Annotated in this window: 18 protein-coding genes, 1 other RNA gene and 1 pseudogene; 11 read left to right on the forward strand and 9 right to left on the reverse strand. The window is 62.6% G+C overall.

The features are described 5' to 3' along the window. Positions 1-89 precede the first annotated feature (89 nt). The 4 genes from larB to ffs all read right to left on the reverse strand — a co-directional run bounded on the left by larB (position 90) and on the right by ffs (position 3,971). Entirely contained in the window at positions 90-851 is a 762-nt protein-coding gene (gene larB / locus JNK74_18545) for a nickel pincer cofactor biosynthesis protein LarB (GenBank protein MBL7648187.1), read from the reverse strand. A gap of 228 nt (positions 852-1,079) precedes the next feature. Further along, positions 1,080-1,673, reverse strand: a complete 594-nt coding sequence (locus JNK74_18550; GenBank protein ID MBL7648188.1) for a hypothetical protein — start codon at positions 1,671-1,673, stop codon at positions 1,080-1,082. A 307-nt stretch (positions 1,674-1,980) separates the two neighbouring features. Further along, on the reverse strand, positions 1,981-3,780 hold the full coding sequence (gene dnaX / locus JNK74_18555) for a DNA polymerase III subunit gamma/tau (GenBank protein MBL7648189.1): 1,800 nt from the start codon (positions 3,778-3,780) through the stop codon (positions 1,981-1,983). A 91-nt stretch (positions 3,781-3,871) separates the two neighbouring features. After that, an RNA gene (gene ffs, locus JNK74_18560) (signal recognition particle sRNA small type) lies at positions 3,872-3,971 on the reverse strand. A gap of 413 nt (positions 3,972-4,384) precedes the next feature. Here ffs and JNK74_18565 point away from each other — a divergent pair. The 6 genes from JNK74_18565 (at position 4,385) to JNK74_18590 (ending at position 13,348) form a co-directional block, all read left to right on the forward strand. Continuing rightward, on the forward strand, positions 4,385-6,478 hold the full coding sequence (locus tag JNK74_18565; protein MBL7648190.1) for a hypothetical protein: 2,094 nt from the start codon (positions 4,385-4,387) through the stop codon (positions 6,476-6,478). A gap of 135 nt (positions 6,479-6,613) precedes the next feature. After that, entirely contained in the window at positions 6,614-8,248 is a 1,635-nt protein-coding gene (locus JNK74_18570) for a hypothetical protein (GenBank protein ID MBL7648191.1), read from the forward strand. Positions 8,249-8,621: 373 nt separating this feature from the next. Continuing rightward, positions 8,622-9,500, forward strand: coding sequence for a 4-(cytidine 5'-diphospho)-2-C-methyl-D-erythritol kinase (ispE, locus tag JNK74_18575; protein ID MBL7648192.1), 879 nt, complete (start codon positions 8,622-8,624; stop codon positions 9,498-9,500). Positions 9,501-9,661: 161 nt separating this feature from the next. Continuing rightward, a complete protein-coding gene (locus JNK74_18580; GenBank protein MBL7648193.1) occupies positions 9,662-9,895 on the forward strand; it encodes a hypothetical protein in 234 nt (77 codons plus the stop codon). Positions 9,896-9,947: 52 nt separating this feature from the next. After that, positions 9,948-11,723, forward strand: a complete 1,776-nt coding sequence (locus tag JNK74_18585) for a 50S ribosome-binding GTPase (protein ID MBL7648194.1) — start codon at positions 9,948-9,950, stop codon at positions 11,721-11,723. Beyond that, positions 11,705-13,348, forward strand: coding sequence for a 50S ribosome-binding GTPase (locus tag JNK74_18590; protein MBL7648195.1), 1,644 nt, complete (start codon positions 11,705-11,707; stop codon positions 13,346-13,348). The genes JNK74_18585 and JNK74_18590 overlap by 19 nt, the downstream gene beginning before the upstream one ends. Positions 13,349-13,353: 5 nt before the next feature. On the opposite strand, the gene JNK74_18595 is transcribed toward JNK74_18590, so the two are convergent. The 4 genes from JNK74_18595 to JNK74_18610 form a co-directional block, all read right to left on the reverse strand. Further along, positions 13,354-13,806 carry a tetratricopeptide repeat protein gene (locus tag JNK74_18595; GenBank protein MBL7648196.1) on the reverse strand — a complete coding sequence of 151 codons (453 nt, stop codon included), beginning with the start codon at positions 13,804-13,806 and terminating at the stop codon, positions 13,354-13,356. Positions 13,807-13,891: 85 nt separating this feature from the next. After that, positions 13,892-14,755, reverse strand: coding sequence for a tetratricopeptide repeat protein (locus JNK74_18600; protein MBL7648197.1), 864 nt, complete (start codon positions 14,753-14,755; stop codon positions 13,892-13,894). 92 nt (positions 14,756-14,847) lie between these two features. Beyond that, positions 14,848-15,333, reverse strand: coding sequence for a GNAT family N-acetyltransferase (locus JNK74_18605; protein ID MBL7648198.1), 486 nt, complete (start codon positions 15,331-15,333; stop codon positions 14,848-14,850). 41 nt (positions 15,334-15,374) lie between these two features. Continuing rightward, on the reverse strand, positions 15,375-15,629 hold the full coding sequence (locus JNK74_18610; GenBank protein MBL7648199.1) for a helix-turn-helix transcriptional regulator: 255 nt from the start codon (positions 15,627-15,629) through the stop codon (positions 15,375-15,377). A 228-nt stretch (positions 15,630-15,857) separates the two neighbouring features. Here JNK74_18610 and JNK74_18615 point away from each other — a divergent pair, with 228 nt between their 5' ends. Beyond that, positions 15,858-17,270 carry an Hsp70 family protein gene (locus JNK74_18615; protein MBL7648200.1) on the forward strand — a complete coding sequence of 471 codons (1,413 nt, stop codon included), beginning with the start codon at positions 15,858-15,860 and terminating at the stop codon, positions 17,268-17,270. Between the two features lie 730 nt (positions 17,271-18,000). On the opposite strand, the pseudogene JNK74_18620 reads toward JNK74_18615, so the two are convergent. Further along, positions 18,001-18,711, reverse strand: a pseudogene (locus tag JNK74_18620) (GDSL family lipase). Positions 18,712-18,880: 169 nt separating this feature from the next. On the opposite strand from JNK74_18620, the gene JNK74_18625 reads away from it, so the two are divergent. The 4 genes from JNK74_18625 (at position 18,881) to JNK74_18640 (ending at position 26,540) form a co-directional block, all read left to right on the forward strand. Further along, the gene (locus tag JNK74_18625; protein ID MBL7648201.1) at positions 18,881-20,146 is read left to right on the forward strand and encodes a hypothetical protein; all 1,266 of its coding nucleotides are present in this window, start codon (positions 18,881-18,883) and stop codon (positions 20,144-20,146) included. Positions 20,147-20,327: 181 nt separating this feature from the next. Continuing rightward, positions 20,328-22,490 (forward strand): hypothetical protein, encoded by a 2,163-nt coding sequence (locus JNK74_18630; GenBank protein MBL7648202.1) that lies wholly within the window; start codon positions 20,328-20,330, stop codon positions 22,488-22,490. A 105-nt stretch (positions 22,491-22,595) separates the two neighbouring features. Next, entirely contained in the window at positions 22,596-23,930 is a 1,335-nt protein-coding gene (locus JNK74_18635; GenBank protein MBL7648203.1) for a Gfo/Idh/MocA family oxidoreductase, read from the forward strand. 306 nt (positions 23,931-24,236) lie between these two features. Further along, positions 24,237-26,540 (forward strand): HAMP domain-containing protein, encoded by a 2,304-nt coding sequence (locus tag JNK74_18640; protein ID MBL7648204.1) that lies wholly within the window; start codon positions 24,237-24,239, stop codon positions 26,538-26,540. The last annotated feature ends 70 nt before the right edge of the window (positions 26,541-26,610 follow it).

The raw sequence follows: 26,610 nt of genomic DNA on the forward strand, positions 1-26,610 counted from the left end.
CCGCGGCAGATCTTCGACTCCCGATTGGCTGGGCGTCGCTGTTGCTATACCAGCGTCGTGGTCCAATCGGCCGCAGTCGCTATCGGAATTCATCTTCCACGCTCCGCCATGCGGTTGATGGTGGAGGCGGCGACGGCGGCGCCAAAGCCGTTGTCGATATTGACGACGGTGACGCCGGTGGCGCAGGAGTTGAGCATGCCCAGAAGTGCGGCGAGTCCGCCGAAGCTTGCGCCGTAACCCACGGAGGTGGGCACGGCGATGACGGGACACTGCACGAGGCCGCCGAGGACGGACGGCAGGGCGCCTTCCATGCCGGCGCAGCAGATGATGACGTTGGCGCGGTTGAGGCGCTCGCGCTGGTGGAGAAGGCGGTGGATGCCGGCGACGCCAATGTCGGAGATGGAATCGACCGGGTTGCCTAGGAGTTCGCAGGTGACGCGCGCCTCTTCGGCGACGGGGAGATCGCTGGTGCCCGCGCAGACAATGGCGATGGTGCCCGTGGCTTGCGGGGGCGCTTTCGTGGTGATGGTGAAGGTGCGGGCGAGCTCGTTGATAACGGCGTCGGGCTGGGCCGATTTCACGGCTTCGAGTGTTTCGCGGGAGCAGCGGGTGCCCAGGACCGTGCCGCTCTTTTCGCGCATGTGGGCCGCAATGGCCACGACCTGCTCGGGGGTCTTGTTCTGGCAGAAGATGGTTTCGGGATAGCCTTTGCGGAGTTCCCGGTGGTGATCGATCTTCGCGAAGCCGAGATCCTCAAAAGGGAGATCGCGCAGAAGCGCGGCCGCCGCGTCGGGCGTGGCCTTGCCCGACGCCACGTCGCGCAGGAGGTTTTGGAGCGTTTCGTGGTCCATGGGGGAGATTCCGTGCCTGGGGTTTGGAAGGGCTTCAGTGTACAGGTTTGACCGGGGAAATGAAATGAGGTCCCGGTTGAAGGGAATGGGTCTTATGGGTCTTATGGGTCTTATGGGTCTTATGGGTCTTATGGGTCGTATGGGTCGTATGGGTCGTATGGGTCGTATGGGCGGTGGCGAAGCGTTTTCATAAGACCCATACGACCCATAAGACCCATTTTTTCTTCCTTACCGCTCGATGGTCAGCTCCGTGTTGGCCACGAGCTTCACCACGGTGCCGTCGGGCTTTAGTGTGGTGAGTGCCTTGCCGTTCTTATCGTAGGGGGTGATCTCCACCGTGTAAGCGCCGCTGGGGGTCACGTCGAGGGGGGTGAGGGTGGCGGTCCAGATTCCGTCGCCGGGGGTTTTGTCGCCCTGAGTGCCGTCGTCGTAGAGGTCGGTGGAAAGGCTGGTGCCCGCGAGGCGGACCGACAGCGTGTCCACTTCATCGTATTTGTCGCGCACGTTGACCGTGACGATGAAGGGTGCGCCGGGCGCGCCTTTCGCCGGGAATACTTCGGGCCGCTCGAGACTGAGGGGGGGATCTTCGAGTGCGGGGGTCTCGGTTTCCGGGGTCTCGGTTTCGCCCTTCGCGGCAATGCTGTGGACGTTAATCTTGAGGGGGTCGTCCTCGCCACCGGCGTTGAGAGACTTGATGAAGTCGAGCACGGCCTGAATCTCTTCGGGCTCGCCCTCGACGGTGAGGGAGACTTCAAGCGCGGGGGTGGTGGTCGCGAGGAACAGGAGGGCAATCGGGAGGGTCGGACGCAACAGCGAAATCATGAATGAGGTTATCCTGGTTTTCTTGGCACAGGGGCCGCTTCGTTGAATGAATGCATAGATGATATTGGGGAGAAACCAAACCGTATTTGACCACGGAAGCTCACGGAAGTGATGGTTTGTGTTGGCCACGGAGATCACGGAGATCACGGAGGCACGGAGAAAAGTAATTGGATGGAGAAGAGAAGGGGGGCATACCTGAAAGCGAACGTGACACGGTGCGGTGTCCGTACATTCGAAGCTCATTTTCTTCTCCGTGCCTCCGTGTCTCCGTGTTTCGTATTTTTTTGGTGGCCGCCTATGGACGTCGTCAGGGTTCCGCGCTTTCCATGGGCAATTCGGCTTGTACCTGCACGTCGGCGATCTTGCCTTTGAAAGTATTCACCACGGCGGCAATGCCGGGGTCATCCATGACCTCGCGGGCTTCCACGGGGTTCACGGAAGGGTAGAAGGGCAGGTCGCCATTGACCGCGGGCTTGCGCTGGGCGCTCGCGGGCGCATTCTCGGGGGCCTTCTTGATCCGCACGGTGACGCTGTCAAGATTCGTCGTGGCGGCGCGGAGTATCTCGGCCATGGCGGCGCGGTTCTTCGCATCGCTCATGAAGGCGGAGGCATTGTCCGCGTTGGCCGGGGCCTCCAGGATCAGGGTGCTCCCTTCGAGGGCGATCGGACGGCCCTGGCCGAACCAGGTGCCGAGGCTGAGATCCTGTTCGCTGGCCTGCTGAATGATGCTGGACCAAAGGCGGGCCAGGTTGCCTTCACTTGCTTCGATGCGCCGAGGTGCTGCCGGAGCCGCGGGCGCTGGTGGAGCCGGCTCGGCCTCAGGAGGGTCCGGTGGCGTCTCCGCAGGCTTGGGGGCCGGCGTTTTCGGGGCTGCGGCAACGGGCTCTTTCGCGCGTGGCGCGGGTGGCGGCGTGTTCTCGGCTTCCATCGTCACGGGCGCGCCCATGCCGATGCCGCCCTGGCCCAGAGCGATGAGCTTTTCCATGATGGTGTCGACGGACACTTCCACGCCGACCTTGGAAATGCGAATGAGCATGGCCTCCAGCGCAATGCGCTGGGCGAGCTGGGAGTCAAAACTGTTGACCAGTTCGGCGAACTGCTCCACGAGGCGGATCAGGTTCGTGAGGGAGACCCGGGCGGCGCGCTGGTTCATGGCCGCGAGCTCTTCCTCCGGCAGGTGAAGAAGTTCCTTCACATTGGCCGTCTTGCAGACGAGGAGGTTGCGGAAATAGCGCAGCAGCTCCTGGACGAACTGGGTGAGGTCTTTGCCGGCGGAGGCCACCTGCTCCACGATGAGGAGCTGGCGCGTGACATCCTTGTCGAGGATGGCGTCGCAGAGGTCGTGCATGACCTGCCAATCAACGAGGCCGAGTACATCGAAGACGTCCTGAAAGGTAATCTCGCCGTTGCAGTAGGTGATGAGTTCGTCGAGGATACTTTCCGAATCGCGTACGCCGCCTTCCGCCGCGCGGGCGATGGCGTGGAGGGCCTCGTCGGTGGCCTTCAGGCCCTCTTTGTCGAGGATGTTGCGGAGGAGCTCGATGAGCTTGGGGATCGGCACGCGGCGGAAATCGTAGCGCTGGCAGCGCGAGACGATGGTGGCCGGGATCTTGTGGGCTTCCGTGGTGGCGAGGATGAAGACCGCGTGGGGGGGCGGCTCTTCCAGCGTCTTGAGCAGGGCGTTAAAGGCGCCGACGGAGAGCTGGTGCACTTCGTCGATGATATAGACCTTGTAGCGACCGTTGGTGGGCATCATGCGGATGTTGTCGCGCAATTCGCGAACATCGTCCACACCATTGTTGGAGGCGCCGTCGATCTCGATGACGTCGAGATTGTTGCCGGCGCTGATGGAGGCGCAATTGCTGCACTCGCCGCAGGGCTCGGGCGTGGGCTTGTCGCTTTCGAGGCAGTTCAGGGCCTTGGCGAGGATTCGGGCGGTGGTCGTCTTGCCGATGCCTCGGGAGCCGATGAAGAGGAAGGCGTGGTGAATGCGCCCGGAGGTAATGGCGTTCTTGAGGGTCCGGGTGATGTGGTCCTGGCCCACGACGCTTTCAAAAGCCTGGGGGCGCCACTTCCGGGCAAGCACCAAGTACTGATCGTTTGCCATGCGAGCCTCCGATATTCACCCTGGGCGCGGTCCAATTGAGCTGTCGCAGGTGCGGGGCGGGGCTTGGAAAATTCGCGGAGCAACGGGTGATGACGGCCAGGCACTCCTGCAGCACACGCGAATGTAATCTACGGCTGCTTCCGTCAGGACCTGACCGAGTTCGTCTACACCACGTTGAGCAGGACCCAACCGCCATCACCCTTTGCTCCGCAAGACAATCGAATCCTGGCAAGCGCACGGGGACAGTTCGGGAAATCGTAGCACATGGCGGGAAAATGAGTCAAACCGGATGGGAGATGAATTGTGGGGTAGCGTGACGGTCAATCGTTGGGATTCCCAGTGGGCGGACCTCGGTCGAACGTCGGGTACACCCATCGGTGGGGGGACCCCTCCGGAAGAGCGGCACCCATTGCGTTATGAGGCGCCCGGCGGATTGGAGTATACTGTCGCCTTGCGATGTTCCCCACGTTCAGAATCGGCGGGTGGCGAAATGGCGGAAAGTCCCCGACTGCGGGCACCGCCTGGATGCCCGTTTCGCGGGGCGTCGAACCGCGCATCGGCGCGGCAATCGAGCAAACAACAGCAGACTCACGGAGTGGTGTAAATGAGAGCAAATTTCTCCCCGGTACTATGGGGCGCGGCGCTGCTTGCGCTAGCGCTGGCCCCGGCGGTTCAGGCGGACACAAACAAGCCCTGGGACCTCCGCAACCAGTACAAGATCCCGATCGAGCGCGGCGTGCTGGTATACGCCGAGGACACGGCCGAATGGCGGGTGCTGATGGACGGCGGCCAGGTGCTGGCGGACCGGATTGGCTTCTGCGTGGTGCTGGAGGACGGCACCGAGATGCGGGGCATCGGGCTGACGGACGGCACGTCGGATCGTGAGAAGTTCACGGATGATTTTGGTGAAGGGACGGTCTATTCCGTGGCGTTTCCGCCGAAAAACGGCCTTCGCATCGTTCACTCGTTGAAGACCTACCGGAACCGGCCCTTTGTATTTATCGAGATCGCCGTTGACAACGTCAGCCAGTCTGATGTGAAGATTGCGGCGATCAAGCCCGTGATTGCCGAGAAATCGGTGATGCAGTCCCTGAGCGATCAGGCCACGGTGCGCCACCGCCGGATCCTGGACACGGGCGGCCAGCCGGTCGTCGCTCCGGGGAAGGATGCGACCATGGCGGTCATTCACGATCCGTCAAAGCCCATTTGCTTTGGCGTGGGGCTGATTCCCCAGGGCCTGGCGCGATCCACGGTTTCATTCAAGGAAGCGGCGGGCGAGTGGCACGGCGACATTACCTGCAATTACGAGCCCTACAAGCTGCTGAAGCCCGGCGCGAAACTTGTCTCCGATCCCTTGTGGATTTCCCATGGCGTGCCGGAGCCGGACCGGGTCGATCTGAACTATTCCTGGGTGTACAGCACCCTGGTGAAAGTGGCGCCGCGCCCCTTCAATGAACGCGGCTGGTATACGCTGGCCAGCGACAAAGGACTGGATGCCTACGTTCAGGCCGCCGCGGATTGGAAGAAGGCCGGTATTGATCATGTGTTGATTGGCCGCGGCTGGGAAGGTCGCCCCGGCTCCATGGAAGGCGCCGCGGGACGTTTCCCGGACAGCATGAAATCGGCGGTGGGCGATCTGTCCAAGGCCGGACTCGAGGTCGGCGTGACCATTGAGCCCCTGGCCAGCAAGGTTGACGGCGCGGGTACCGCGAAGTCGGCCGATGGCCTGTCGTGGATCAACCCCGCCGCGCCCGAGTCGGGCCCCATCTTTCTGGACAAGATCAAGTCGCTGAAGAGTTGGGATGCCGCCTTCGTGGTGGTGGACTACTCGGCGATTCCCGACGATGTGCTCGCGGGCTTCGGCCTGACCCGCGCGGAGGCGCAGAACCTGGCCTATCGCGCGCTGCGCGCCGCGGCGGATCCCCTGCCGGTGTTCCCCTCCTCGGTGTCCACGGTGGATGATGACCTGGAAGTCTGGCTTGACGCGGGCAGTTCTGTCGCGCGCATGGCGGTCTATGGCATGACGCCCGGACCACTTTGTTGCGCGCTGGACGGCGGTGCGCAGATCACGCCCGAACTCATGACGGCGGCCCAGTTCTGGCCGGGCCCGATCGAGTTCATTGGCACGCTGGATGGCAATATCAAAGGCGACGTGGAAAAGCTGATCAGCCGGGAGCGCGTGGCGGCTCATCCGATTGACGCGGGGCTGGACGCGCCCCGCTCCTGGCGTCTGACGCGGCATGACGCGGCGGGCGCGGTGGTCGAAGACCGTACGCTGGTCCTGGGCGAGGACGCGTCTCCCGCGCCGGATGCCGCGAAAGTGGAATCGCAGAAGGCGGCAAAGGCCGAGGCTGAGAGAGCCGAGGCCGCCAAGGCTAAGGAGGATGCGGCCAAGGCAGAGGCTGACGCCAAAGCGGAAGCGAAGGCAGAGGCGAAGGCTGAAAAAGCCAGGGAAGCCGAAGCGCGGGAAAAGGCGAAGGAAGAAAAGGCGGAGGCGGATAAAGCGGAGGAAGTAAAGGCGGCGGCGGCCGAGTCCGAGCAAGCCGAGACCGCAACGACTGCGGAAGCACCGGCCAGCGAAGAAATGGCGGCGGAAGATACAGCCAAGACCGAGACCGCAAAGGCTGAAACGCCCAAGTCGGATGACGATGGCGAAGGTAGTCTGAAGAAAAAGCTGCGGCGCGCGTGGCCGTTCTGATTACGAGCGGCCTGGTTCCGGTGCTGGAGCGACATCAGGCTGTTCGCTTGTGCGTCGTTGGCGCCCGCCGGGCCCGGCACGGTTGAAAGGCAGCGCTTGTACTATTCCAAGCTAGGAAAGCACACGGTTAACGCAGTGCGTCTTGCCGAAGTGCTGCAGGTCTTCGTGAAACATGGTTTCGCGGATTTGCTCCAGCGTGCCGGTTTTCACCGCAGCCTCCCTGCGAAGCTTCTGCGCGGTCTGAACCTGATGGACTCGCCGGTGGGCGCGCCGCACACCCTCGGGCAGCGGCTGCGCGCCGCGCTGGTGGAGCTGGGCCCGACCTTTGTCAAGCTGGGCCAGGTGCTGAGCACGCGGCCCGATCTGATCCGCCATGAGCTGGCGCGGGAACTGAGCAATCTCCAGGATCAAGTGGACGCGGTTCCCTTTGACGTCATGGAGGAGGTGCTGAAAGAATCCTTCGGCGCGGGTGCGTCGGAGTTGTTTGCAGCCTTCGACAAGACCCCCGTTGCTTCGGCTTCGCTGAGCCAGGTGTATCGGGCGCAGTTGCGGACAGGCCAGGAAGTGGCGGTGAAGATTCAGCGCCCGGGCGTGTCGAAGATCATCGACTCCGATTTGAGTCTGATGCGCCAGGTGGCGGAGTGGAGCGCGGGTCACCTGGAGGACGTGAAGTGGCTGGACCCGCCGGGAATTGTGGACGAATTTGCCCGCTCGATTCGCCGCGAGCTCGATCTGGAAATCGAAGCGCGGGTTATCGAGCAGTTTCGCAAGAATTTTGAAGACGATCCCGCCGTCATCATTCCCCAGGTCTATCCCGAATTCTGTGCCCAGTCGGTGCTCACCATGGAGTGGATCGACGGCGTTCGGGTGGACTGCCTGGAGGCCTATGCGGAGCGCAACTGTGATCCGGTGCAAGTCGCCATCAACGGGTGCGACGCCCTGTGTCGGATGGTCTTTGAGTACCAGTTGTTTCATGCCGATCCCCACCCCGGCAATATTTTCGTCACGAAGGACAACCGCCTCGCCTTCCTCGATCTGGGAATGGCGGGCCATCTGGAAAATACGGATGTGGCCGCCATTGGCGATGTCTTTCTGGCCATATTCGGCCGGGACAGCCGCGCCTGCGTCGATGCGATCCTGGTGCTTACCTCCGGCGGAGAGCCGGCCGATCTGGTGGTGCTGGAGCGGGAGTTGACGGAGTTTACCGCCTTTGAGGCCCGGGCAATTCTGGGCGGAGGCCAGGTGGCGCGGGGCCTGGAGCGGGCCACCCAGATCCTGCAGCGGGCGAACATGGAGTTGTCTCCCCGATTTTCGCTGTTGATCAAGGCGCTGGCGACCATCGAGATGGTGGGCCGTAGTCTGGATCCCGATCTCGATATGGTCCCGATTATTCGACCCTATGTGGAGCGGCTCATCAAGAAGCGCTATGCGCCCCGGCAAATTTTTCGCGACCTGCAGCACAACGCCCGGGTCATCCTGCGCCTGGGCCATCAGGTGCCGCGCGATGTGTCCTATCTGCTGCAGCAGTTGCGCCAGGGCAAGCTGAAATTCTCCATTCACCACGAGCACCTGGATGATCTCGCGGCGACGATTGATCGGGCGAGCAGCCGCAACACGGTGGGGATGATCGTGGCCGCGCTGATCGTGGGGTCGAGTCTGCTGATCACGACGGAGTCAACCTTCAGCCGGCTGGGCATGGCGGGCTTCCTGTTTGCCGGGATCCTGGGCAGCGTGCTGGTGATTTCGATCTTGTGGACGCGGAAGTTTTGAAGAAGTGGAACCGCAAATTTACGCAAATTAGCGCAAATTATGTGGGACGAGAGGGATAAGTACTGAACCGCGAATGGACGCGAATTCACGCGAATAGGAAATAGCAGTGCCGATGATCGCGACCGGATAGGTTTCACCACGAAGAGCACGAAGAACACGAAGATGGGAAAGAATTTGTCTTATTGATGCGGATACCATCGCTAAATGAAGCAGCCATCGAAATCTTGAGGCATTAACATTTGCCCGCTTTCTTTTGATACCAAGGTGGACGATTCCTCCTTTCTTCTCTATTTCCTTCGTGCACTTCGTGGCCTTCGTGGTGAAAAAAGTCCGAGTTCTTCGCTTGGACTGGATAGTTGGAAAGTTTGTAGTTGTGAAACCGGTGACCTACCGATCCTATGGAAAAATAAACCTGTACCTCGATGTGCTGGACCGTCGGCCCGATGGCTTCACGAATATTGAGACGATCTTTCAGACGATTGATCTGTGGGATGAATTGCGGGTTGATGCGGGCGGCGATGGTATTGAATTTACCTGCAGCGACGTTAGCCTGTGTGCGCCGGAGGAGAATCTGGTGTATCGCGCGGCGAAGTTGATTCGCGAACGCGCCGGCGTGACGGACGGCGTGAAGATCCATTTGGAAAAACGGCTTCCGGTGGCGGCGGGCTTGGCGGGCGGCTCGGGCAATGCGGCGGCGGCGTTAATTGCGTTAAATGATCTGTGGTCGCTCGGGTTCTCCGGCGAGGCCCTGGCGGAAATGGCGTTGGCGCTGGGATCGGATGTTCCCTATTGTCTCCGGGGGGGAACGGTGGCGGCGACGGGCCGAGGGGAAGTGATGGAGGTGTTGCCCGCGGTAGCGCCGCAGTGGCTGGTGCTGGTCCATCCGCCCCTGGCAATTACAGCGGGCCACGCCTATGGCCATCCGAAACTCACCCGGAATCTGGAGCCCGCTCGTGAAGGCAAGACGGATGCATTTCGTGAAGCCCTGGCGCGGTTGGCATCGGGGGATGTGGCCGGTATGATCTTCAATCGCATGGAGTCGGGCGTTTTCCACGACCACCCGGAGCTGGCTTCGATCAAGGAACGCCTGCGGAACTACGGCTGCGATGCCAGCGCCATGAGCGGCAGCGGGCCGACGGTGTTTGGGTTGTGTGCCGATGAAGTCAGCGCCCGCCGTGTCGGCGAACGGTTCGATGATTACAGGGTCTCGGTGATCCGGACCGCCCCACATGGCGTGGAGCGCCAGGAATGAGCGAGTGAGCGGGTCTTATGGGAAAATGGGTCCGATGAGAAATGGATTCAAGCAATAGTGCTGGCCGACCCATACGACCCATACGACCCATAAGACCCATAAGACCCATAAGATCCCCGCAATGGCTTCGGCCAGCGGTGACCAATCAGGATGACACAAGAATGAGCGAAGTAATCTGTCCCGGATGCGGGACGAAAATGGAGAATGGCGGTACGCCCTGCCCGACGTGCGGCTATGCGAAAGATCCGGCATTCAAGAAGAAAGTTCTGCAATTCAGCGTGCTGTTTGCTATATTGGGCGCTTTATGGCTGTACTTTCTCCTTACCCACGCGGGTGAGAAGAAAGACGGCCCCGCAGTGCGCGATGCTACGGGACAGATTGTGACTTCGCCGTGAAGCGCGAACGAAGTTGTTCGCCAGCCCCGCCCATGAGATTCTTTGATTTTCCATGATGGACGACCCTTTGAGCGATAGCCTTCAGGAATTTAACACCGCCGTGCATGCACTGGAGGCGGCGGTTTCCGCGCAGCCCGCGCTGGCGCAGGTGTTGTTTGACAATACACGGGAGTGGCGCAAGCTGCTCACCTTCAAGCTCCTTCCCCAGCTCGCGGGGAAGGATGTGCTGGTGGCCGCGGTGGCCGGCGGCACGAACACGGGCAAGTCCACGGTCTTCAATCTCCTGGTAGGTTCCGTCATGAGCCCGGTCCGCGCGACGGCGGCGGCCACCTGTCGCCCGCTGCTCGTGGGCAACCAGCTTCGCTTCGATCAGGGGCTCACGGGCAATCTGGTGCCGGGCCTGCAGGCGCGCCTTCAGTCGCGCGATACGGACCCGGTGGATCGCACCGCGCCGCCCGACGTGCTCTTCATGAAGCCCTCGAAGGATCTTCCCGACTTTCTGGTGCTCCTCGATGTGCCGGATGTGGACTCCATCGATCTGATCAACTGGGACGTGGCGGAAAATATCCAAGCCGTGTGCGATGTGCTGATCGCGGTGTTGACGGGCGAAAAATACCAGGACGACAAGGTCATCGAGTATTTCCGCAAGGCGTCGGGATCGGGGCGCATCATTCTGCCGCTGATGAACAAAAGCAGCGCAGATGAGAACTATGCGACGGCGCGCGCTCAAATTGAAGATTTCTGCGAGGTGGTGGGGATTACGCCCCCCGCGTTTTTTGCGGTGCCCCACGACTTTACGCTGATGGACTCCTGCACCCAGCCCATCGTGTCTCTGACGGGCACCGCGCCGTTGCGGGAGTACCTGGAGCAGCTCGACGTGGTGGAGACGAAGGACCGGGTCTACCGAAACACCCTGAGCCACTTTGCCTTGGAAACCGCAGTCTTTGTGGATCGTCTGGATTCCGTGGAAAAGGGCCTCGAAAAGATCGAGGCGCTCTTTGCGGGCCGGGCCGAGGCGATGGCGGCGACCTACGACCCCGAGCCCGATGCCCAGGTGGGCCGCCTGCTCCATGAGTTCATCAAGGCCCGCCGTGGACTGCTGAGTCGCACGGTGGGCAATGTGGGCACGGCGATCTTTGAGCGCGTGGCGCCCGTGGGCCGCGCGGTGGGCCGGATGGTGCAGCGGCGCCTGACCCTGGCCAGTGTGGCGAGTCCGCCCACGCCGGCGGAAGTGCGGGCGCACCACGCGCGCGAGCTGGAGTTCCGCACGCGGGATTTCATTCGGGAATGCGCGGAGCTTGCCCAGAGCCTGGATTCACCGGCCCGGGAGATGCTTGCCGGCGTGTTCGAGCGGATGGATGTGGCGGCGGCGGTGAAGGCGGTGGAAGAAGCAACATTGAAGGAAGATAACATTTCGGAGGCCTTCCGCCAGCATGCGGAGAAAACCCTGGCGTCGTGGTGGGACGATCACACCGTGCGCCGGACGCTGCTGGTGGAGCTGGATGCCCTGTTGATGTTTGCCCCCACGGTGGTGGCGGTTCCCCTGGCCTTTTACACCGGTGGGGTGGGCGTGCCGGAGGTGGTGGCGGCGGTGAGCCCGCTGGCGGGCGATTTCTTTTCCCGGATCATGGAGCATCAGTTCGCCGACAAGTGGTTTGATCTGATCGCGCCGTGGCACGTGGAGCAGCAGGCGCGCTTCAAGACTGCGCTGGCCGAACATGTACTGGGCGCGGGCCTGGCCCCCCTGGCGGCCGGGCGCGCGGCACTGGCCAGCCCCGAGGCGGAGCGCATCCGGAGGATTCACGAGCAGTGTCTGAAAGCATCCTGAGTGTATTGAACCATCTCGAAACGCTGGCGGGCTACAACGGTCCCTGGAAAGCGCTGCGGAACGAAGCCGTGCTATTGAAAGAGCGCGTGGTCGAGCTGCGCACACGGGAATCGCGCCTGGACGATGTGCTCGTGGTGGCGCTGGTGGGCGGATCGGGCGTGGGGAAGTCGACGCTGCTCAATGCGATCGCGGGCGACCAGATCGCCCTGACCTCGCCCATGCGTCCCTGCACCACACGGCCCATGGCCTATCACCCGCCGGGCACCGAGCTGCCCTTCGACACGTGGGAAGGGGTGCCCCGATCCGCGTTGGAAAACCTGGTGCTCATCGACACGCCCGATTCCGACAGCATCCAGCACGAACACCGCGAGCGCACCATCGGCGTGCTCAAGCAATGCGACCTCATTGTACTTTGCGCCAGTCAGGAGAAGTACCTGGACGAGGCCACTTGGTCTCTGCTGCGACCCTTGCGCGGCCAGCGGGCCATGGTGTGCCTGGAGACCAAGGCGGGCCCCCAGAGCGCGGTGCGCGAGCACTGGCTGGGGCGGCTGGAGGAGCAAGGCTTTCAGATCGGCGGCTATTTCCGGGTGAATGCGTTGCGCACCCTGGATCGGAAGCTCTCCGGATCGGCGCCGAGCGCGGAGGAGATCGACTTTCCGGAGTTCGACAAGTTTCTGAGCCGCGAGCTGAACCGGGAGCGCATCGCGCGAATCAAGCGATCCAATGTGGCGGGCCTGCTGCGCAAGGCCACGGAGCGGCTGGACGATCTGGGGAAGAAGATTGCGCCCGAGCTGGACCTGCTGGAGAAGGCGATTGGCGAGGCGGACAAGACCCTCGCGCGGGAAAGTCTTTCCTATGTGAGTCAGCACCTTTTTGCCGAGGCGCACCTGTGGACCTATGCCGTAGGCCGGGAAACGAGCATTCGCTCCAAAGGTATCGTTGGCATGACCTACCGCGTTGCGGAGAGTGTCCGAAACCTGCCCGTGCGTGTGCCGGGACTCCTTTCGTGGGGCGGCGCGAAGGACACGAGCGGCCGGCGCGCTGCGGAGATGTTGACCGATCAGGAACTGGTCCAGCCGGGTGATCGGTTGGTATCCGAGCGGCTGCTGGAAGATTATCGCAATGCCCAGAGCGAGCTGGCTTTGGCTTTCGTGCGTGCGGGGCTGGTGGCGCCGGATGGCGCGGCGGGGCTTGCTTCGTACCAGGCGGAGCTGGACCGACGCCTGTCGGCCGTTATCAAAGGGCCTGCGCGGGAGCGGGTGAAGCACGGCGGGCGCATGTTGAGCCGGTGGATCACCACGGCCATGCTGGATGCCCCGCCAGTCGCCTTTCTGGGGTATTCCGGTTACGTGGTGGTGGACAACTACCTTGGGGCCCATATTCTGGGCGTTTCATTTCTGGTGCACAGCGGCACGGTGCTGGGGATCATTCTGGGGTTGGAGCTTGCGGCATTGTCCGGCGCGGTGCGCTTCTTTGCGTGGCTTGCCCGCCAGGGCAGTCTGATGGATCTTCGGGCGTCGTTGCTCGCGCCCCAGTTGGCCTTTGGCGCCGAGCGTGAATTAATCCGTGATGTGCGCGAGAAGCTGGACCGGATCGAGAAGATCAAGTCGCTCGTGATGGATTGAGCCGCCTACATCGCCACGAGAATGATCGTGATGAAGAAGGCCAGCAGCAGGGCGGCGGTGATACCCACGACCATCATGTTGCCCTTGGACATGGCCGGCGCACTGCCGGCGTGGCTGGAGCTTCGGTAGCGTCTGACCTCTTCGGGCCGGGGACCGTCGTGGTGGCGCGCTTCCGCCGGAGCCGCCTGGGTCAGCGTGAGCATGGCGTCCTGCAACTCGGCCTTGAGCTGCATCGCTTCCGGGTGCTGGAACTGGAGCACCAGCTCGTCCAGCAGATCCATGGCCTCGTTGGTTTCGCCGATCTCTACGAGGCAGCGCGCGCGGGGATACATGATATTGGGCGAATTGGGGAAGGCCTGATCGAGCTCGTCGAGGAGGGAGAGGGCCTCATCGAAGCGACTCTGCTGGAAGAGCAGGTCGGCCTGGCCGAATTTGTTTTGGGCGGTATGACGTTGCATGGGCATTTCCCTGAACACACGTTCTTCAAAATGATACTTCAGGGCGAATCCATTCGCAACTTCGTGCGGCGGGGATTCAAGCGGTCTATCGGCGCAGTCCCCGCCAGCGCGCGAGGTCCCAGCCCTGTCCAAAGGTGAGGAGGAGCGCGCCGAAAATGAGGGAGAAGCCGATGGCCAGAACGGTCTGGAGCACAAGGAAAAGGATCAGCTCACCCAGGCGGAAGCCATAGTGCTTTCGAATGAGGATGGGGATCCAGGCCCAGCCGATGACCGGGACGAAGAGGAGGAGGCTGACATAGAGGGCGTACTGGATGACATCGAAGATGTTGTCGAGAGGCTCCTCATAGCGCAGTCGGTGCATGAGGTGGAGGAGGGCGTACATGGTGGCCAGATTGGCGGAGAAGAAGGTGGCGAAAAAGAGGACCAGGACTTGGCCGATGTTGAAGCCGCCGCCGCGCCCGGCCTCGGCCGCCCCGTAGCCCGGCGTGAAATAGAGAAAGCTTCCGGCGAAGAGGAGGAAGAGGGCCAGGAAGGCGACGATGCCGAGGGTGTAGAGCAAAGTACGATTCTGGCCGGGTTGCGCGGGCGGGATGGATACACTGTCTGGATCCATCAGCATGGCGAGGAGGCGCTGATCTTCCTGGTTCAGGCGGCGGGTCCCGCTGCTGGTGAGAACGGGTTCCTCCACGCGGTCGAGGCCGGCAAGTCGGCCGAGGATTACGTCGGCCCGCTCATCCTGAAAGCGGTCGATGAGTTGCTCGCAAAGCCCGATGCACTCCTGGGCGCGCCCGAGCTGCTCCAGGCAGAGGGCGGCGGAATACATGATGTGCTTCTGCCGCGGGAATTCGACGTTGAGACGTTGAAGGAGGTGGAGTGACGCGTCGAACTCGCCCCGATCAAACAGGGCGTCCGCTTCCTGAAATATTCTCTTGGCTTCTGTCTTATCCACGCTGGCGGCGATGTCCCGATTGCTCCAGTCCCGCCGTATTCTATCGCAGACAAGCCGGGCAGCGCCACGAAAGGGCGTGACCGTCCGTGGTTTCAGGGTCGGGGCGTGTTTGCGCTGTTCTCGCTGTAGACCAGGCGCAGGAGGGTTTCGCCGGTTTCTTCGTGGACATGCTCGTCGTGAAAGGTGAAGCCGTAGCGGCGGTAGAAGTCGCGGCCGATGCGGTTTTCCTTGAAGACTTCCACTTCCAGATCGCCCCGGAGCATCCGGGCGTGGTCCATCAGCGCGCGTCCGAAGCCCTGGCCGTGATACTCGGGATGGACGAAGATGGCGCCGACTTCATTCTTGATGAGGGCGATAAATCCGACCACGCGGTCATCGTGCACATAGACGAAGGTGTCGGCCATGGGGAGGTAGATCTGGGGGATATTGTGCCGCTCGATATCGAAGAATTCTTCGGAAAGGAAGGGGTGGGCTATCTGGGAACCCGCATACCACGTGTCGAGCAGGTCTTCCAGATCATGCTTTTCATACGGCCGTATCACATCGAAATCCTCACTGCTGATGCCGGACTGGATCATACGGGTATCGTGCGTGCCCGCGCAAGCCGGCTGGCGGGGGCTTAATTGAGATCGCCGCCGCCGCCCGCCCGGCCCTGGCGATCCGGACTTTCCAGGTAGAAAAGGTGGTCCACGGTCGAGCCGAGAACCTGGGCGATCTTGAGGCTGAGGCGAATGGAGGGGTTCAGGCGGTCTTTCTCGATCGCCAGGATGGTCTGGCGGGTGACCTGAACCTGATGGGCAAGATCGGCCTGGCGCAGATTTCTGGCCATGCGAAGTTCCCGCACGCGATTCTTCAATATCTGACTATCATCCATGGGGGACATGATATCCCGCCCGCCGGGTGTCATTCAAGAAAGGTCTTACGTATATAGTGAGCCTAGTAACATTAGAACAGTAGACCTAACGGCGCGCCGCGGCCCGGGCCTTCCCGATCAATTTGCATGGGCTCTGATCGAGGTGATATACTTCGCGGTTTGGTAAAAAATGACCTGCCCCAACAACCTAAGTTGTTTCCCTAAAACACGTTACAGAGGTACCTGCCCGTGGGGAAGTATTACTGCGGTGTCGACTTCGGCACTTCGAATTCCAGCGTCGCCCTCTCGGACGGCGCCCAGGTGAGAGTCCTGTCCCTGGACGACTCCAACGACAGCCCGACGTCCCTGCCCTCCCTGCTGTACATCACCAGCGAAGGCGAGAAAATCATCGGCCGCGGCGCCGCGAACGCCTTCATTGACCGCAATGTGGACCGGGAAGTATTGCTGCAGCAGGTGGACCTCGGTATCAGTATTGAGGCCTATGTGGCGTCCGAGCCCGACAAGAGCGAGGGCTACCGTCCCCATACGACCGATGGCACGGCCCGCGAGGCGGTGCGCGCCCGCGCCGTGGTGGAGGTCAATTCGCCCGGCCGGCTTTTTCAGTCGTTGAAAACGCTCATGCGCCACGATGGTTTCCGGGGCACTGAAGTCTTCGGCACCCACTACCAGATTGAAGAGCTCGTGGCCATGATCCTGCGCCCCATGAAGGAAGCGGCGGATCGGGAAGCGGGCGAGAGCATTGATCGGGCGGTCTTCGGCCGTCCCGTGCGCTTTTCCGAACGGGATTTCGAGAATGAGACGGCGGAGCGGCGGCTGCGCACGGCGGCCGAGCTGGCGGGCTTCAAGGAAGTGACCTTCTTTTACGAGCCCGTGGGCGCCTGTGTGGAGTATGCGATGGTGGCGGAACAGCGCCAGCGCCTCATGGTGGTGGACATCGGCGGCGGCACCTGCGACGTCTGCATCATGGAATTCGGCAACGCTCATGGCTTTCATGACCGCCTGGCGGAGAGCAAGATCCTGAGTGTGGCCGGCGTTCCCGTGGCGGGCGACGCCATCGACAAGGAAATCATCCGCAGCAAGCTGTTCCCGGTCTTCGGCAGCCGCGCGCGCTACGGCCCCAACCGGCTGCCCATGCCCCAGTACCTGTACAACCAGATTCTGGACTGGCAGAACCTCTACAAGCTCAACAACGAAGAGACCATCAACTGGCTCATCGCGGCGGAGTCCACGTCGGACAATCCCGCGGCCCTGCGGGCGTTGCGCTGCCTGATTCAGCGCAACTTCGGTTATCCCGTGAGTCGCGAAGTGGAAGCGGCGAAGCGCCGCCTTTCGGTGGATCTCGAAACGGAGATCAAGATCGAAAAAGAAGCTATCCAGATTCACGAGCGGCTGGAGCGGGTGGAGTTTGCCCACATTATCGAGTACAACCTGGAGAAGATGCTCCAGAGTATCGAAGAGGCGGAGAAGCTCGCGGGCATCAAGTCCAGCGAAGTGGACCTCGTGCTGACCACGGGCGGCACCAGCCTGATCCCCGCGATCCAGTCCATGCTTGCGGAGCGTTTCGGCCAGGAAAAGCTGAAGCAGCGCGACACCTTCACCAGCGTGGCTACGGGCCTGGCCATCGTGGCGCAGTACGCTTAAACCGTCCTGAAATTACAAAGCCCGCGTCTCGGTGAGACGCGGGCTTTTTCATGGACACAATGGACTGTGTGGACTGAGTCCACGCTGTCCACAGCGCCTGACTCAATACGGTCTAGTTCCTGGGAATCTCCCGCACGAAGACATTCCTGAACGACAGCGGGTTACCATGGTTTTGCAGTTCGATCTGGCCGCTGTCGTAAATCGGCTTGGAGCGGTCCCAGTAGTTTTCCAGCACCACGTTGTCCACCACCAGCACATCGTTGAGGTAAACGGTGACCTTTTCACCCTTCATGATGATGCGGAAGCGGTTCCACTCGCCGATGGGGTTATCGGCTTTCACCAGCGGGTTCGAGGGGTTTTTCTCGTTGTTGTAGAGACCGCCGGAGCCCTGGGGCCACTGGGCGGGATCCCAGATCTGCACCTGGGGCGCGCCGCGGAGGTAGATGCCGCTGTCGCCCATGGGGCTGATTTTCCAGTCCACGAGCATATCGATGTCCTGGTAGTCCCGCGCCGTGCAAAGGCTGTGACCTTCGCCCGTGAAATTGAGGACACCATCCTGGACCGACCAGGTGGCGCGCATTTCCTCGTCCGCCGCCTTCTGTCGTTCGGCAAGCTCTTCGGGGGTCATGGCGGCGCGCTTTTCAGGATCCTCCACGAGTCCCTTCCAGCCGGTGAGATCGGCGCCGTTGAAAAGCGGTACGTAACCCTTGGGCGGCGTGTTGTTCACGTACTCACCCATGAGCTCGGCCACCTGGGGCTCGATGGCCTCTGCCCAGATCTTGTATCCCTTGGCGTTCGGGTGGAGCAGGTCGGGCATGACCTCGGCGGGGAGCGCGCCGGCGTCGTCCAGGAAGAAGCGGCCCATATCGAAATAGGTCACCATCTTGTCGGCGGCGAGATCGGCAATGAGGGAGTTTACCTTCTTCAGCTTGTCCTGGAATTCCTGGGCCACATCGGTGCGGGGGAAGATGCCCAGCAGGAGAATTTTCATCTCGGGCAGATCGTTGCGCAGTTTGCGGACGATGGCGGTGACGCCCTCGGCAATCTCTTCGGCGGAGTTGGCGCCGTGGTTATTGGTGCCGATCATGACGACGGCGAGTTTGGGGGAGATACCGGCGATGTTGCCGTTTTCCAGGCGCCAGAGCACATGCTGGGTCTGGTCCCCGCCGATGCCGAGGTTCACGGCGTTGCGCGGGGCGTAATATTGCTCCCACACGGCGGCGCCTTCGCCCTCCCACCCGTGTGTGATGGAATCGCCGATGAAGAGGAGGTCGGCGTTGCCCTGCTTGACCCGTTCATTCATCTGGGCGTGGCGCGCCTGCCACCACTCTTCATTTTTCGGCGCGGGCTCGGTTGCGGAATTGGCGTGGGCCATTCCCGCGACGAGGAGCAGTGCCAGGGCTCCGAGGCCGCATCGTGCGCGGCGCAAGACAGGATTCATGGGTAATTCTCCGTGTTGATGAGGTGTTGGCAAATGGTTAGCCGCCGGTAGACTTGGCGGGCACAGTGGCGGCTAGTGTACTCTATTTTTGCAGTAGTTTGTAGCATCGAACAGGGCGCGGCTTCGCCCTCCAACCAACGCCCTCCTCGGGCGGGAGACACCTGGAATCATGGCACGCTTTTTCTTTCTCACCCTGGTGGCGGCGCTGGCCTCGGTCACGGCTTGCGGCGAGGCCCAGTGGTTTAAGGGGGCGACGCACGTCCACAGTTTGTGGAGCGATGGCGATGCGGCTCCGGAGCACATCATCCAATGGTATAAGACGCGCGGGTGGGACTTTGTCTGCAATTCCGAGCACAACACGCTGATGCAGGGCGAGCGCTACGAGGTGGTGCAAGCGGAAGGCAAACTGACCCCGGCGCGGGTGCAGGCGCTGTCGGCGGAATTCGGGAAGGACTGGGTGGAGCTTCAGTATGACGAAGCGGGCGCGCTGACCATGCGCCTGAAGACCATCGACGAGCTTCGGGCCCACTTTGAGGAGCCGGGCGAATTCATTCTGGTTCCGTCGGAGGAGATGACCACGCTGAAGGGCAATCCCCATGTGAACGCGCTGAACGTGCGCGAGGTGGTGGCGGGCCTGCCGGGCGAGGGCGACAAGACGGAGAAGATGCAGTACTACGTGGACCAGATTGCGGCCCAGAGCCGGAAGTACGGCCAGCCCATGATCGCCCATATCAACCATGTGAATTTTTCGGATCGGATTACCACGGAAGAGCTGATGAAGGTCAACGGCCTGGCTTTTTTCGAGGTGTACAACGGTCACGCCAACGTGTTTTCCTGGGGCATACCGGCGGAGGGCGCGCCCTCGGGCGAGCGACACTGGGACGTGATTCTCTCCATGAAACAGCGGCGCGAGCCGGACTACCTGCTCTATGGCGTCGCCACGGACGACAGCCACCACTATCACGAGTATAAAGTGGGCCAGTCCAATCCGGGTCGGGGCTGGGTGATGGTGCGGGCGGAGGTCCTGGAGCCCGGCGCGATCGTGGCGGCGATGCAGCGGGGCGATTTCTACGCCAGTACCGGGGTGACCCTGAAAGATGTGAAGAACGACGGGAAATCCATATCGGTGAGCATTGACGGCGCGGAGGGGGTCACCTACAAGACCCAGTACATCGGCACGCGCCAGGGCTTCGACGAGGCCGCGAAACCGGCGGTGGACCCGGCGGGCGCACCGTTGCCGCGCAGTTCGCTGATCTACAGCGACAGCATCGGCGTGGTGCTCCACGAGACGACGGATCTTGACTCGAGTTACGTCTTCGCTGGCGATGAGATGTACGTGCGGGCCCGGGTGGTCTCAAACCGGGTACAGTCAAACCCCCACGCGGAGGGAGATTACGAAATGGCCTGGGTTCAACCGGTGCTGGCGCGGGAATAGGAGAAACGGGACCGATCCGACGGATCGGACCGATCTGTCCGATCGGTCCGATCCGTCTTGCTTTTCTGTTCTTTCACCCGCCTGAGGCGTCCAGGTGGATTGGGGCTCATTTTCGTGCAGGATGGTCCCCGCACCGGCTATGATTTCAAAAACCGTTCATCCCTTTCCTCACAGGAGCACCATGGGCAGATTCTCCATCAGCCGCGCCGCGAAGCGCGAATGGGCCATCGGGACCGCGATCTTTGTTCTGGGGGCCGTCTGGGGCATGGTGTATGTGTCCACCTGGGGCCGCACGGCGGACATACTTCAGGCGAGCTATGGTCCCTCGGTGATGCTGGGCTGCGGACGGGGCTTTGTGAATCCGAAGGCGTCCGAGGTCCCCGAACTGGTGGCCTTCCTGCAACCCGATCAGCACCGCGACGGTCCGCCGCTGATTGATCGCTTTGATTGCGGACTGCTCCCGGAGGACATGGCAATCGTGCCCTTTACCGGGATCCACAAGCGCACGTGGCACATGTTCTTCGTGGCGGGCTGGGTCTGGCGTGTCCTCGGCGTGGCCTGGTCGTCGCTCACCCCGCTTTACGGCCTGCTCTATGGCCTTTCGGCCGTGGCGGCCTATGCCCTGTTTCGGCTGTTGATGAATCCGCCGATCGCCCTCTTCTGCGCGGCGCTCTTTCTGATCTCGCCGATTCAGTTGCACTATCTGGTACGCCTCCGCGATTTCGCCAAGGCGCCCTTCATGCTCTTCGCCCTGTTCTGTCTGCTGCTGTTGCTCGTCTATCCCCGAGGCTGGAAGCGGGCGCTGTGGTGCGGCGCGGCGGCCGGTGGGGCCATCGGCCTGGCCACGGGCTTTCGCGCGGAAGCGGTGATGTATGTGATCCTCTTCGTGCCCGGCGTGCTGCTTTTCTACCCCGGCTGGCGCTGGCCCGCGTGGGGCGCGCGGCTGGCGGCCTGCGGCGCTTTTCTCGTCTGCTTTCTCGCGGCCTCGTGGCCCGTGATGATGCAGTTCCAGACCTATGGCGAGCGCACCCATCCCTTCCTCATGGGTTTTGGCGTGTTCTACGACGGGCGTCTCGGCGTGGACAATCCGATGTATCAGGTGGCCCAGTCGGATCTCGACACCGAGGCGCTGGCCATGCACAACGCCCACAACCAGTACCTGGACGGCGCGGCGCGACCCATCATCTACGAGACACCCGGCTACGAGGCCGTGGGGGATGACTATTTCTTTCGCAATCTGCTCTGGACCCTGCCGGGCGATCTGGCCACGCGCACGGCGGCGGCTTCGCTGCGCATGCTGGACGAACTGCGCCCGAATGCAGAGGACTACATGCCGCGCTGGATCACGAATCGCTTCCTGGACCCCCTATACCAGGCGCGGGTTTGGCTGATGGACACCCTGTTCAACCGCACGCGCTATGTGGCCCTTGGGCTGGTGCTGCTGCTCGGCGCGCTGAGTCCGCGCCTTGGTTTTCTTATGCTGTATCTGATGTTCTGTCTGGCGGGCATGGCCTCGGTGCAGTTTGCCACGCGCCATTATTTTCACCTTGAAGTAATCCCCCTCTTTCTGGGCGGCGCCCTGCTCTACCTCGCCTGGCGAATCTGCGCGCTTTCGCGGAAGTCGGAGCGGGCCTGGCTTGCGGAGCGGCTCGGCAGCCGCGCGTGGTGGCTCGCGCGCTTGAAGTTCGGCGTGGTGTTTTCAAGCGTGGGCTCGGCGCTGGTGCTGTCGACCTTCTGGGGACTTCGCTGGCACCAGGATCGGCAATTGCGCGCTTTGTTCACCAGTTTCGAGACGGCGGAGCGCGACACCGTGTGGCCCGCCGTGGCATCGGTGCAGGGCGAAGATAAGGTGCGCCTGTCCTGTGATCCCGTGACCTTGCCCGCGGGATTGCCGGCAGTGGGTCCCGAGGGGTTCTTCCAGGTGGATATGCTGGTGATTGAAATGGCGCGCACGGACCGCGAGGTGCCGCTGTTGTTTCGCTATCGGGGCGACACGTCCGAGCGGGATCTAAGCTGGCACACGCGGGTGGGTCCCCGGGGAACTACCCCCCCTGCCCCCCCGTCCTCCTCCGGCGCATCGTTGACAGCGGGGGGAGAAGACACGGTGCGCTACTACATTCCAATTTACAACGCGATTTGGCCCGAGACCCCCGACTCGGCGGCCTGGGGCGATCTGCCGCCGACCTGGACGCGTTTCGAAGGCATCGAGATGAACACGGTGGACCTCGCGCAACTGAAAGGCGTCTACCGTGTCCGCGAGGCGGCGGGGTACACGCCGTTGATCATGGCGGTGTTGGATGAAGGCTGGGAAACGCGCGGACTGTATCAGCGGTTCACGCGATGAGGCACCCATGGCCGATGAAAGGATCCGGCTGGATTTCGGGGGCGTCGCGGGGTACCATGGCGGGGTGTAGCGTTTGGAATGATCGCAACCTTGGAGACCCGCACCATGAAGCCCTTGAGCCGCCGCACCTTTCTCCACACCTCCGCCCTGGCCACGGCCACCTTTGCCATCGGGCGCGCGGGCTTTGCGCAGCAGTCACCCAACAGCAAGGTGAACGTCGCGGGCATTGGCATCGGCGGTATGGGCGCGGGGAATCTCGGCGAGCTCTCGAAGAACGAGAATATCGTGGCCCTGTGCGATGTGGACTCGGTCTACGCCGCGCCGGTTTTCGCACAGTACCCCGACGCAAAGCGGTACAGCGATTTCCGCGTGATGCTGGAGAAGCAGCCGGAGATCGACGCGGTGCTTATCGCCACGCCGGACCATACCCACGCGGTGATCGCGAAGGCGGCGATTGAAGCGGGCAAGCATGTGTATTGCCAGAAACCACTGACCCACGATGTTTTCGAGGCGCGACGCCTGGCGGCGATTGCGGCCGCGTCCAAGGTCGTCACCCAGATGGGTATCCAGGGGCACTCCATGTCGGGCGGTCGCCAGGTGGCCGAGTGGATCCAGGCGGGTGTCATCGGCGAGGTGCGCGAGGTGGACGCCTGGTGCGATCTGAGCTATTACCCCTGGGGCCACGAGAGCTGGAGTTGCCCCGTGAGCGCGCGGCCCGTGGAGACGCCGCCCGTGCCCGACACGCTCGACTGGGACCTGTGGATCGGCCCCGCGCCGATGCGCCCGTACCACCCTTGCTATCACCCGCGCACGTGGCGGAGCTGGCTGCACTTCGGTTGCGGCATGATGGGCGATCGCGGCGCGCATACGCTGGACCCCATCGTTTGGGCGCTCGATCTTGGCGCGCCCATCAGCATCGACGGCAGCTCTACCGGCCAGACGGACGAGATGCATTCCCTCGCTTCCGCGGTGCGCTATGAATTCCCCGCGAAGGGCAATCGCCCGGCGGTCGCCATCAACTGGTACGACGGCTTGCGTCCCCCGCGCCCGAGTGAGCTGGGCGAGAAAGACGTGCTCGGCGCTTCCGACGGCGGCGCGCTCTTCAAAGGCAGCAAGGGCTACCTCACCTGCGGCACCTACGGCCAATCGCCCCGGCTGCTGCCCGAAGCGCGAATGAAAGACTTCACACCACCCGCGCCAACCCTGCGCCAGATCGAAGGCAGCCACGAAAACGAATGGTGCAATGCGATTCGCGAGAGTCGCAAGGCCAACGCGGATTTCGCCTACTCCGGCCCGCTTACGGAGATCGCGCTGCTCGGCAACATCGCCAAACGCATGAACACCAAGCTGCTGTGGGATTCGGAAAAGATGGAATTCACCAACGTGCCCGAGGCCACGCAATACGTGCGCCAGGCCTACCGCGAAGGCTGGAGTCTGTAGGCAGGGCATACCCCCGCAGAGGCTCCCGACACAACAAGAAAAACCTTAGCACGTCAGGGATCTGAAGCGTCCGCGAACGTGCAGCGTCCTTTGATCTCCAGTAGGAGATTGTTAAGGCTGGGAGCGCAGGCGGCCCGTGGCGCGAGTCCGTCCCCGCGCGACACATCGGTTCCCCTTGCATTTTTCCCGCGATGCTGTTAGGTTGACGTAGTCCTGTGTGCCGGGGGAGAAGCACATCAGGAACGGTATGTAGAGTCGGGATGCGTCCTGGGCGCGTATCCGAACCGCCACGGGGAGTTTTCCGCCATGAGTCTGGAAGTCAAAGTCACCCTCCGCCTGCTGGCCCTGCTCCTTGTTTCCTTTGCCGTGGTGACGACCATCGTGGCGCTTATGGCCCGAGGCGCCCTGCGTGAAGAGGCCTTCGAGCGACTCGCCAGCACGGCGGACAGCCAGGCGGCGCGCATTGCGGTGGATCTGAACGATGCCATGGGCGCGGCGCGGGGGCTCGGCAAGTCGCTCCAGGGCGCCATCACCCAGCGGGCGCAGGCGAGCCGGCCCGCCGCACTGGCCGCCATGAAGGCGGTGCTCGAATCGAATGATTTCTACTTTGGCGTGTGGGCCCAGTTTGAGCCCGACGGCTTCGACGGGCGTGACGCGGCTTTCGTAAACGTGGACGGCTACGCGGCGGATGGCGCGTTTCTGCCCTATGTTCTCCGGGAGAATGGCGGAATTACCATTCAGGCCAGTACCGGTACCTACGAAGAATACAAGGAAGAGGCGTACTACACCATTCCCCGCGACACGGGCCGCGAGGCGGTGATGGAACCCTACATTGAGCCCGACGCGGACAACGCGCTGATGACTTCGGTGTGTGTGCCTGTCTTCGACGGCGAGCGGGTGGTGGGCGTGGTGGGCATCGATGTACTACTCAATGATTTCAGCCGGGTCGTGGGCGAGATCAAGCCTTTTGGCGATGGCTACGCCTTTCTCCTTTCCCAGTCGGGCAACTTCATCGGCCACCCGGACAAATCGAAGCTCAGTCAGGCCGCGTCCGAAAATGGCATAAGCGCGGCGGGCCTGGAAGCGATCCCCCGGGGTGAATCGAGCCTCGTTGCGCAGGCGGATCCGGAGACAGGCGAGACGGTGCATATCCAGTTTTCACCCGTGCGCGTGGGCAACGCGCCCACGCCGTGGTCCATGGCCGTGGCGGGCCGCGAGGCGAGTATGATGCGCGCGGCCAACCGCATGACCGTGATCGTGGCGCTCATCGGCTTCGCCGCCCTCGTCCTCTGCGGGTTATTCACGTATATCACCGTGCGCGCCATCACCACGCCCATTAAGCATGTGGTGGCGCGGCTGCGCGATATCGCCGAGGGTGAAGGCGATCTGACCCATCGCATCGACATCAAGCGCTCCGACGAGATAGGCCAACTGGCCCTGTGGTTCAACACGTTTGTAGACAAATTGCAGCATATCATCCGCGAAGTCGCCGCCGGCACCGCGCGGCTGGCCCAGTCGGCGGACGCCATGGCGCGCGACGCGCAAGACGCCGAAGCGGGCGCACGGGAAGTGCTTGAAACCGCCCAGCAGGCCTCCGGCGCCACCACGGGCGCCTCCGCGAATCTGGAGGGTGTGGCCGCGGGCGTGGCCGAGGTCAGTCACTCCATCGATGCCGTGGCCGATGGGTCCGGGGCCGTATCCAATAATCTCGAATCCGTCAGCGCCGCCGTCGAAGAAATGTCCGCCAACATGAACACGATCGCCGCCGCGGTGGAGGAGATGTCCTCCTCGGTCAATACGGTGGCTTCGGCGGTGGAGGAGATGTCCGCGTCTCTCGGCGAAGTCTCGGGCAACACGCGCAAGGCCGCGACGCTGTCGGGCAGCGTGTCCGAAAAAGCGTCGGCCACGGCGGAAACGGTCAGCGCATTGCAGGACGCCAGCAGCCAGATCAGTCAGGTGGTCGATTTGATCCGCGGCATCGCCGCGCAGACCAACCTGCTGGCCCTGAACGCCACCATCGAGGCGGCCTCCGCCGGCGAGGCGGGCAAGGGCTTCGCCGTGGTCGCCCACGAAGTGAAGGAACTCGCGCGCCAGACCCGGTCGGCCACGGAGGAGATCAGCGCGCAGGTGGAGCATATCCAGCAAAGTTCCCGTGACTCCGTGGCGGCGATTAACGGCATCAGCGAGGGCGTGGTCGAATTGAACGAATCTTTCAAGGTCATCGCCTCCGCCGTGCAGGAGCAGACCATCGCCATCCACGAGATCACGCAGAATCTCGGCGAGGCGGCGAAGGGCGCGGGGGAAGTCTCGCGCAATGTTCAGGAGGCGGCGGCGGGCGCCACGGACATCTCGCGCAACGTCAGCCTGGCCAGCCAGAGCACCACGGACATCGCGAGCCGTTCCGGCGACGTGGCGGGCGCGGCCAACCGGGTGGCGGGAGATTCCGACGAAGCCTCGCACCGCATGCGGGACGCCGCGGCCAACGTGGAGCGTATTCGCAATTCGGCCCGGAGCGCCGAGACCCGCGCGGAATCCATGCGCGCCTCGGCCCAGGACCTGCAAGGGCTGGCGAACCGGCTGCAAGAGATCGTGGGGCAGTTTACGGTGTAGCGTCACGGGGAATGGACCTGATGGGTCCCGTAAGTCCCGGAAGATCTATGGCGCCGCCCCGAGACTGGCG

This window comes from Candidatus Hydrogenedentota bacterium (assembly GCA_016791475.1).
Classification (GTDB): Bacteria; Hydrogenedentota; Hydrogenedentia; order Hydrogenedentales; family JAEUWI01; genus JAEUWI01.

Coding starts and splice junctions, on each gene's coding strand:
- dnaX (MBL7648189.1), bottom strand. CDS start 3,780: ATGGCAAACGATCAGTACTTGGTGCTTGCCCGGAAGTGGCGCCCCCAG.
- JNK74_18610 (MBL7648199.1), bottom strand. CDS start 15,629: ATGGATGATAGTCAGATATTGAAGAATCGCGTGCGGGAACTTCGCATG.
- JNK74_18565 (MBL7648190.1), top strand. CDS start 4,385: ATGAGAGCAAATTTCTCCCCGGTACTATGGGGCGCGGCGCTGCTTGCG.
- JNK74_18625 (MBL7648201.1), top strand. CDS start 18,881: ATGGCACGCTTTTTCTTTCTCACCCTGGTGGCGGCGCTGGCCTCGGTC.
- JNK74_18640 (MBL7648204.1), top strand. CDS start 24,237: ATGAGTCTGGAAGTCAAAGTCACCCTCCGCCTGCTGGCCCTGCTCCTT.
- JNK74_18605 (MBL7648198.1), bottom strand. CDS start 15,333: ATGATCCAGTCCGGCATCAGCAGTGAGGATTTCGATGTGATACGGCCG.
- JNK74_18595 (MBL7648196.1), bottom strand. CDS start 13,806: ATGCAACGTCATACCGCCCAAAACAAATTCGGCCAGGCCGACCTGCTC.
- JNK74_18585 (MBL7648194.1), top strand. CDS start 9,948: ATGATGGACGACCCTTTGAGCGATAGCCTTCAGGAATTTAACACCGCC.
- JNK74_18630 (MBL7648202.1), top strand. CDS start 20,328: ATGGGCAGATTCTCCATCAGCCGCGCCGCGAAGCGCGAATGGGCCATC.
- JNK74_18635 (MBL7648203.1), top strand. CDS start 22,596: ATGAAGCCCTTGAGCCGCCGCACCTTTCTCCACACCTCCGCCCTGGCC.
- JNK74_18550 (MBL7648188.1), bottom strand. CDS start 1,673: ATGATTTCGCTGTTGCGTCCGACCCTCCCGATTGCCCTCCTGTTCCTC.
- JNK74_18580 (MBL7648193.1), top strand. CDS start 9,662: ATGAGCGAAGTAATCTGTCCCGGATGCGGGACGAAAATGGAGAATGGC.
- larB (MBL7648187.1), bottom strand. CDS start 851: ATGGACCACGAAACGCTCCAAAACCTCCTGCGCGACGTGGCGTCGGGC.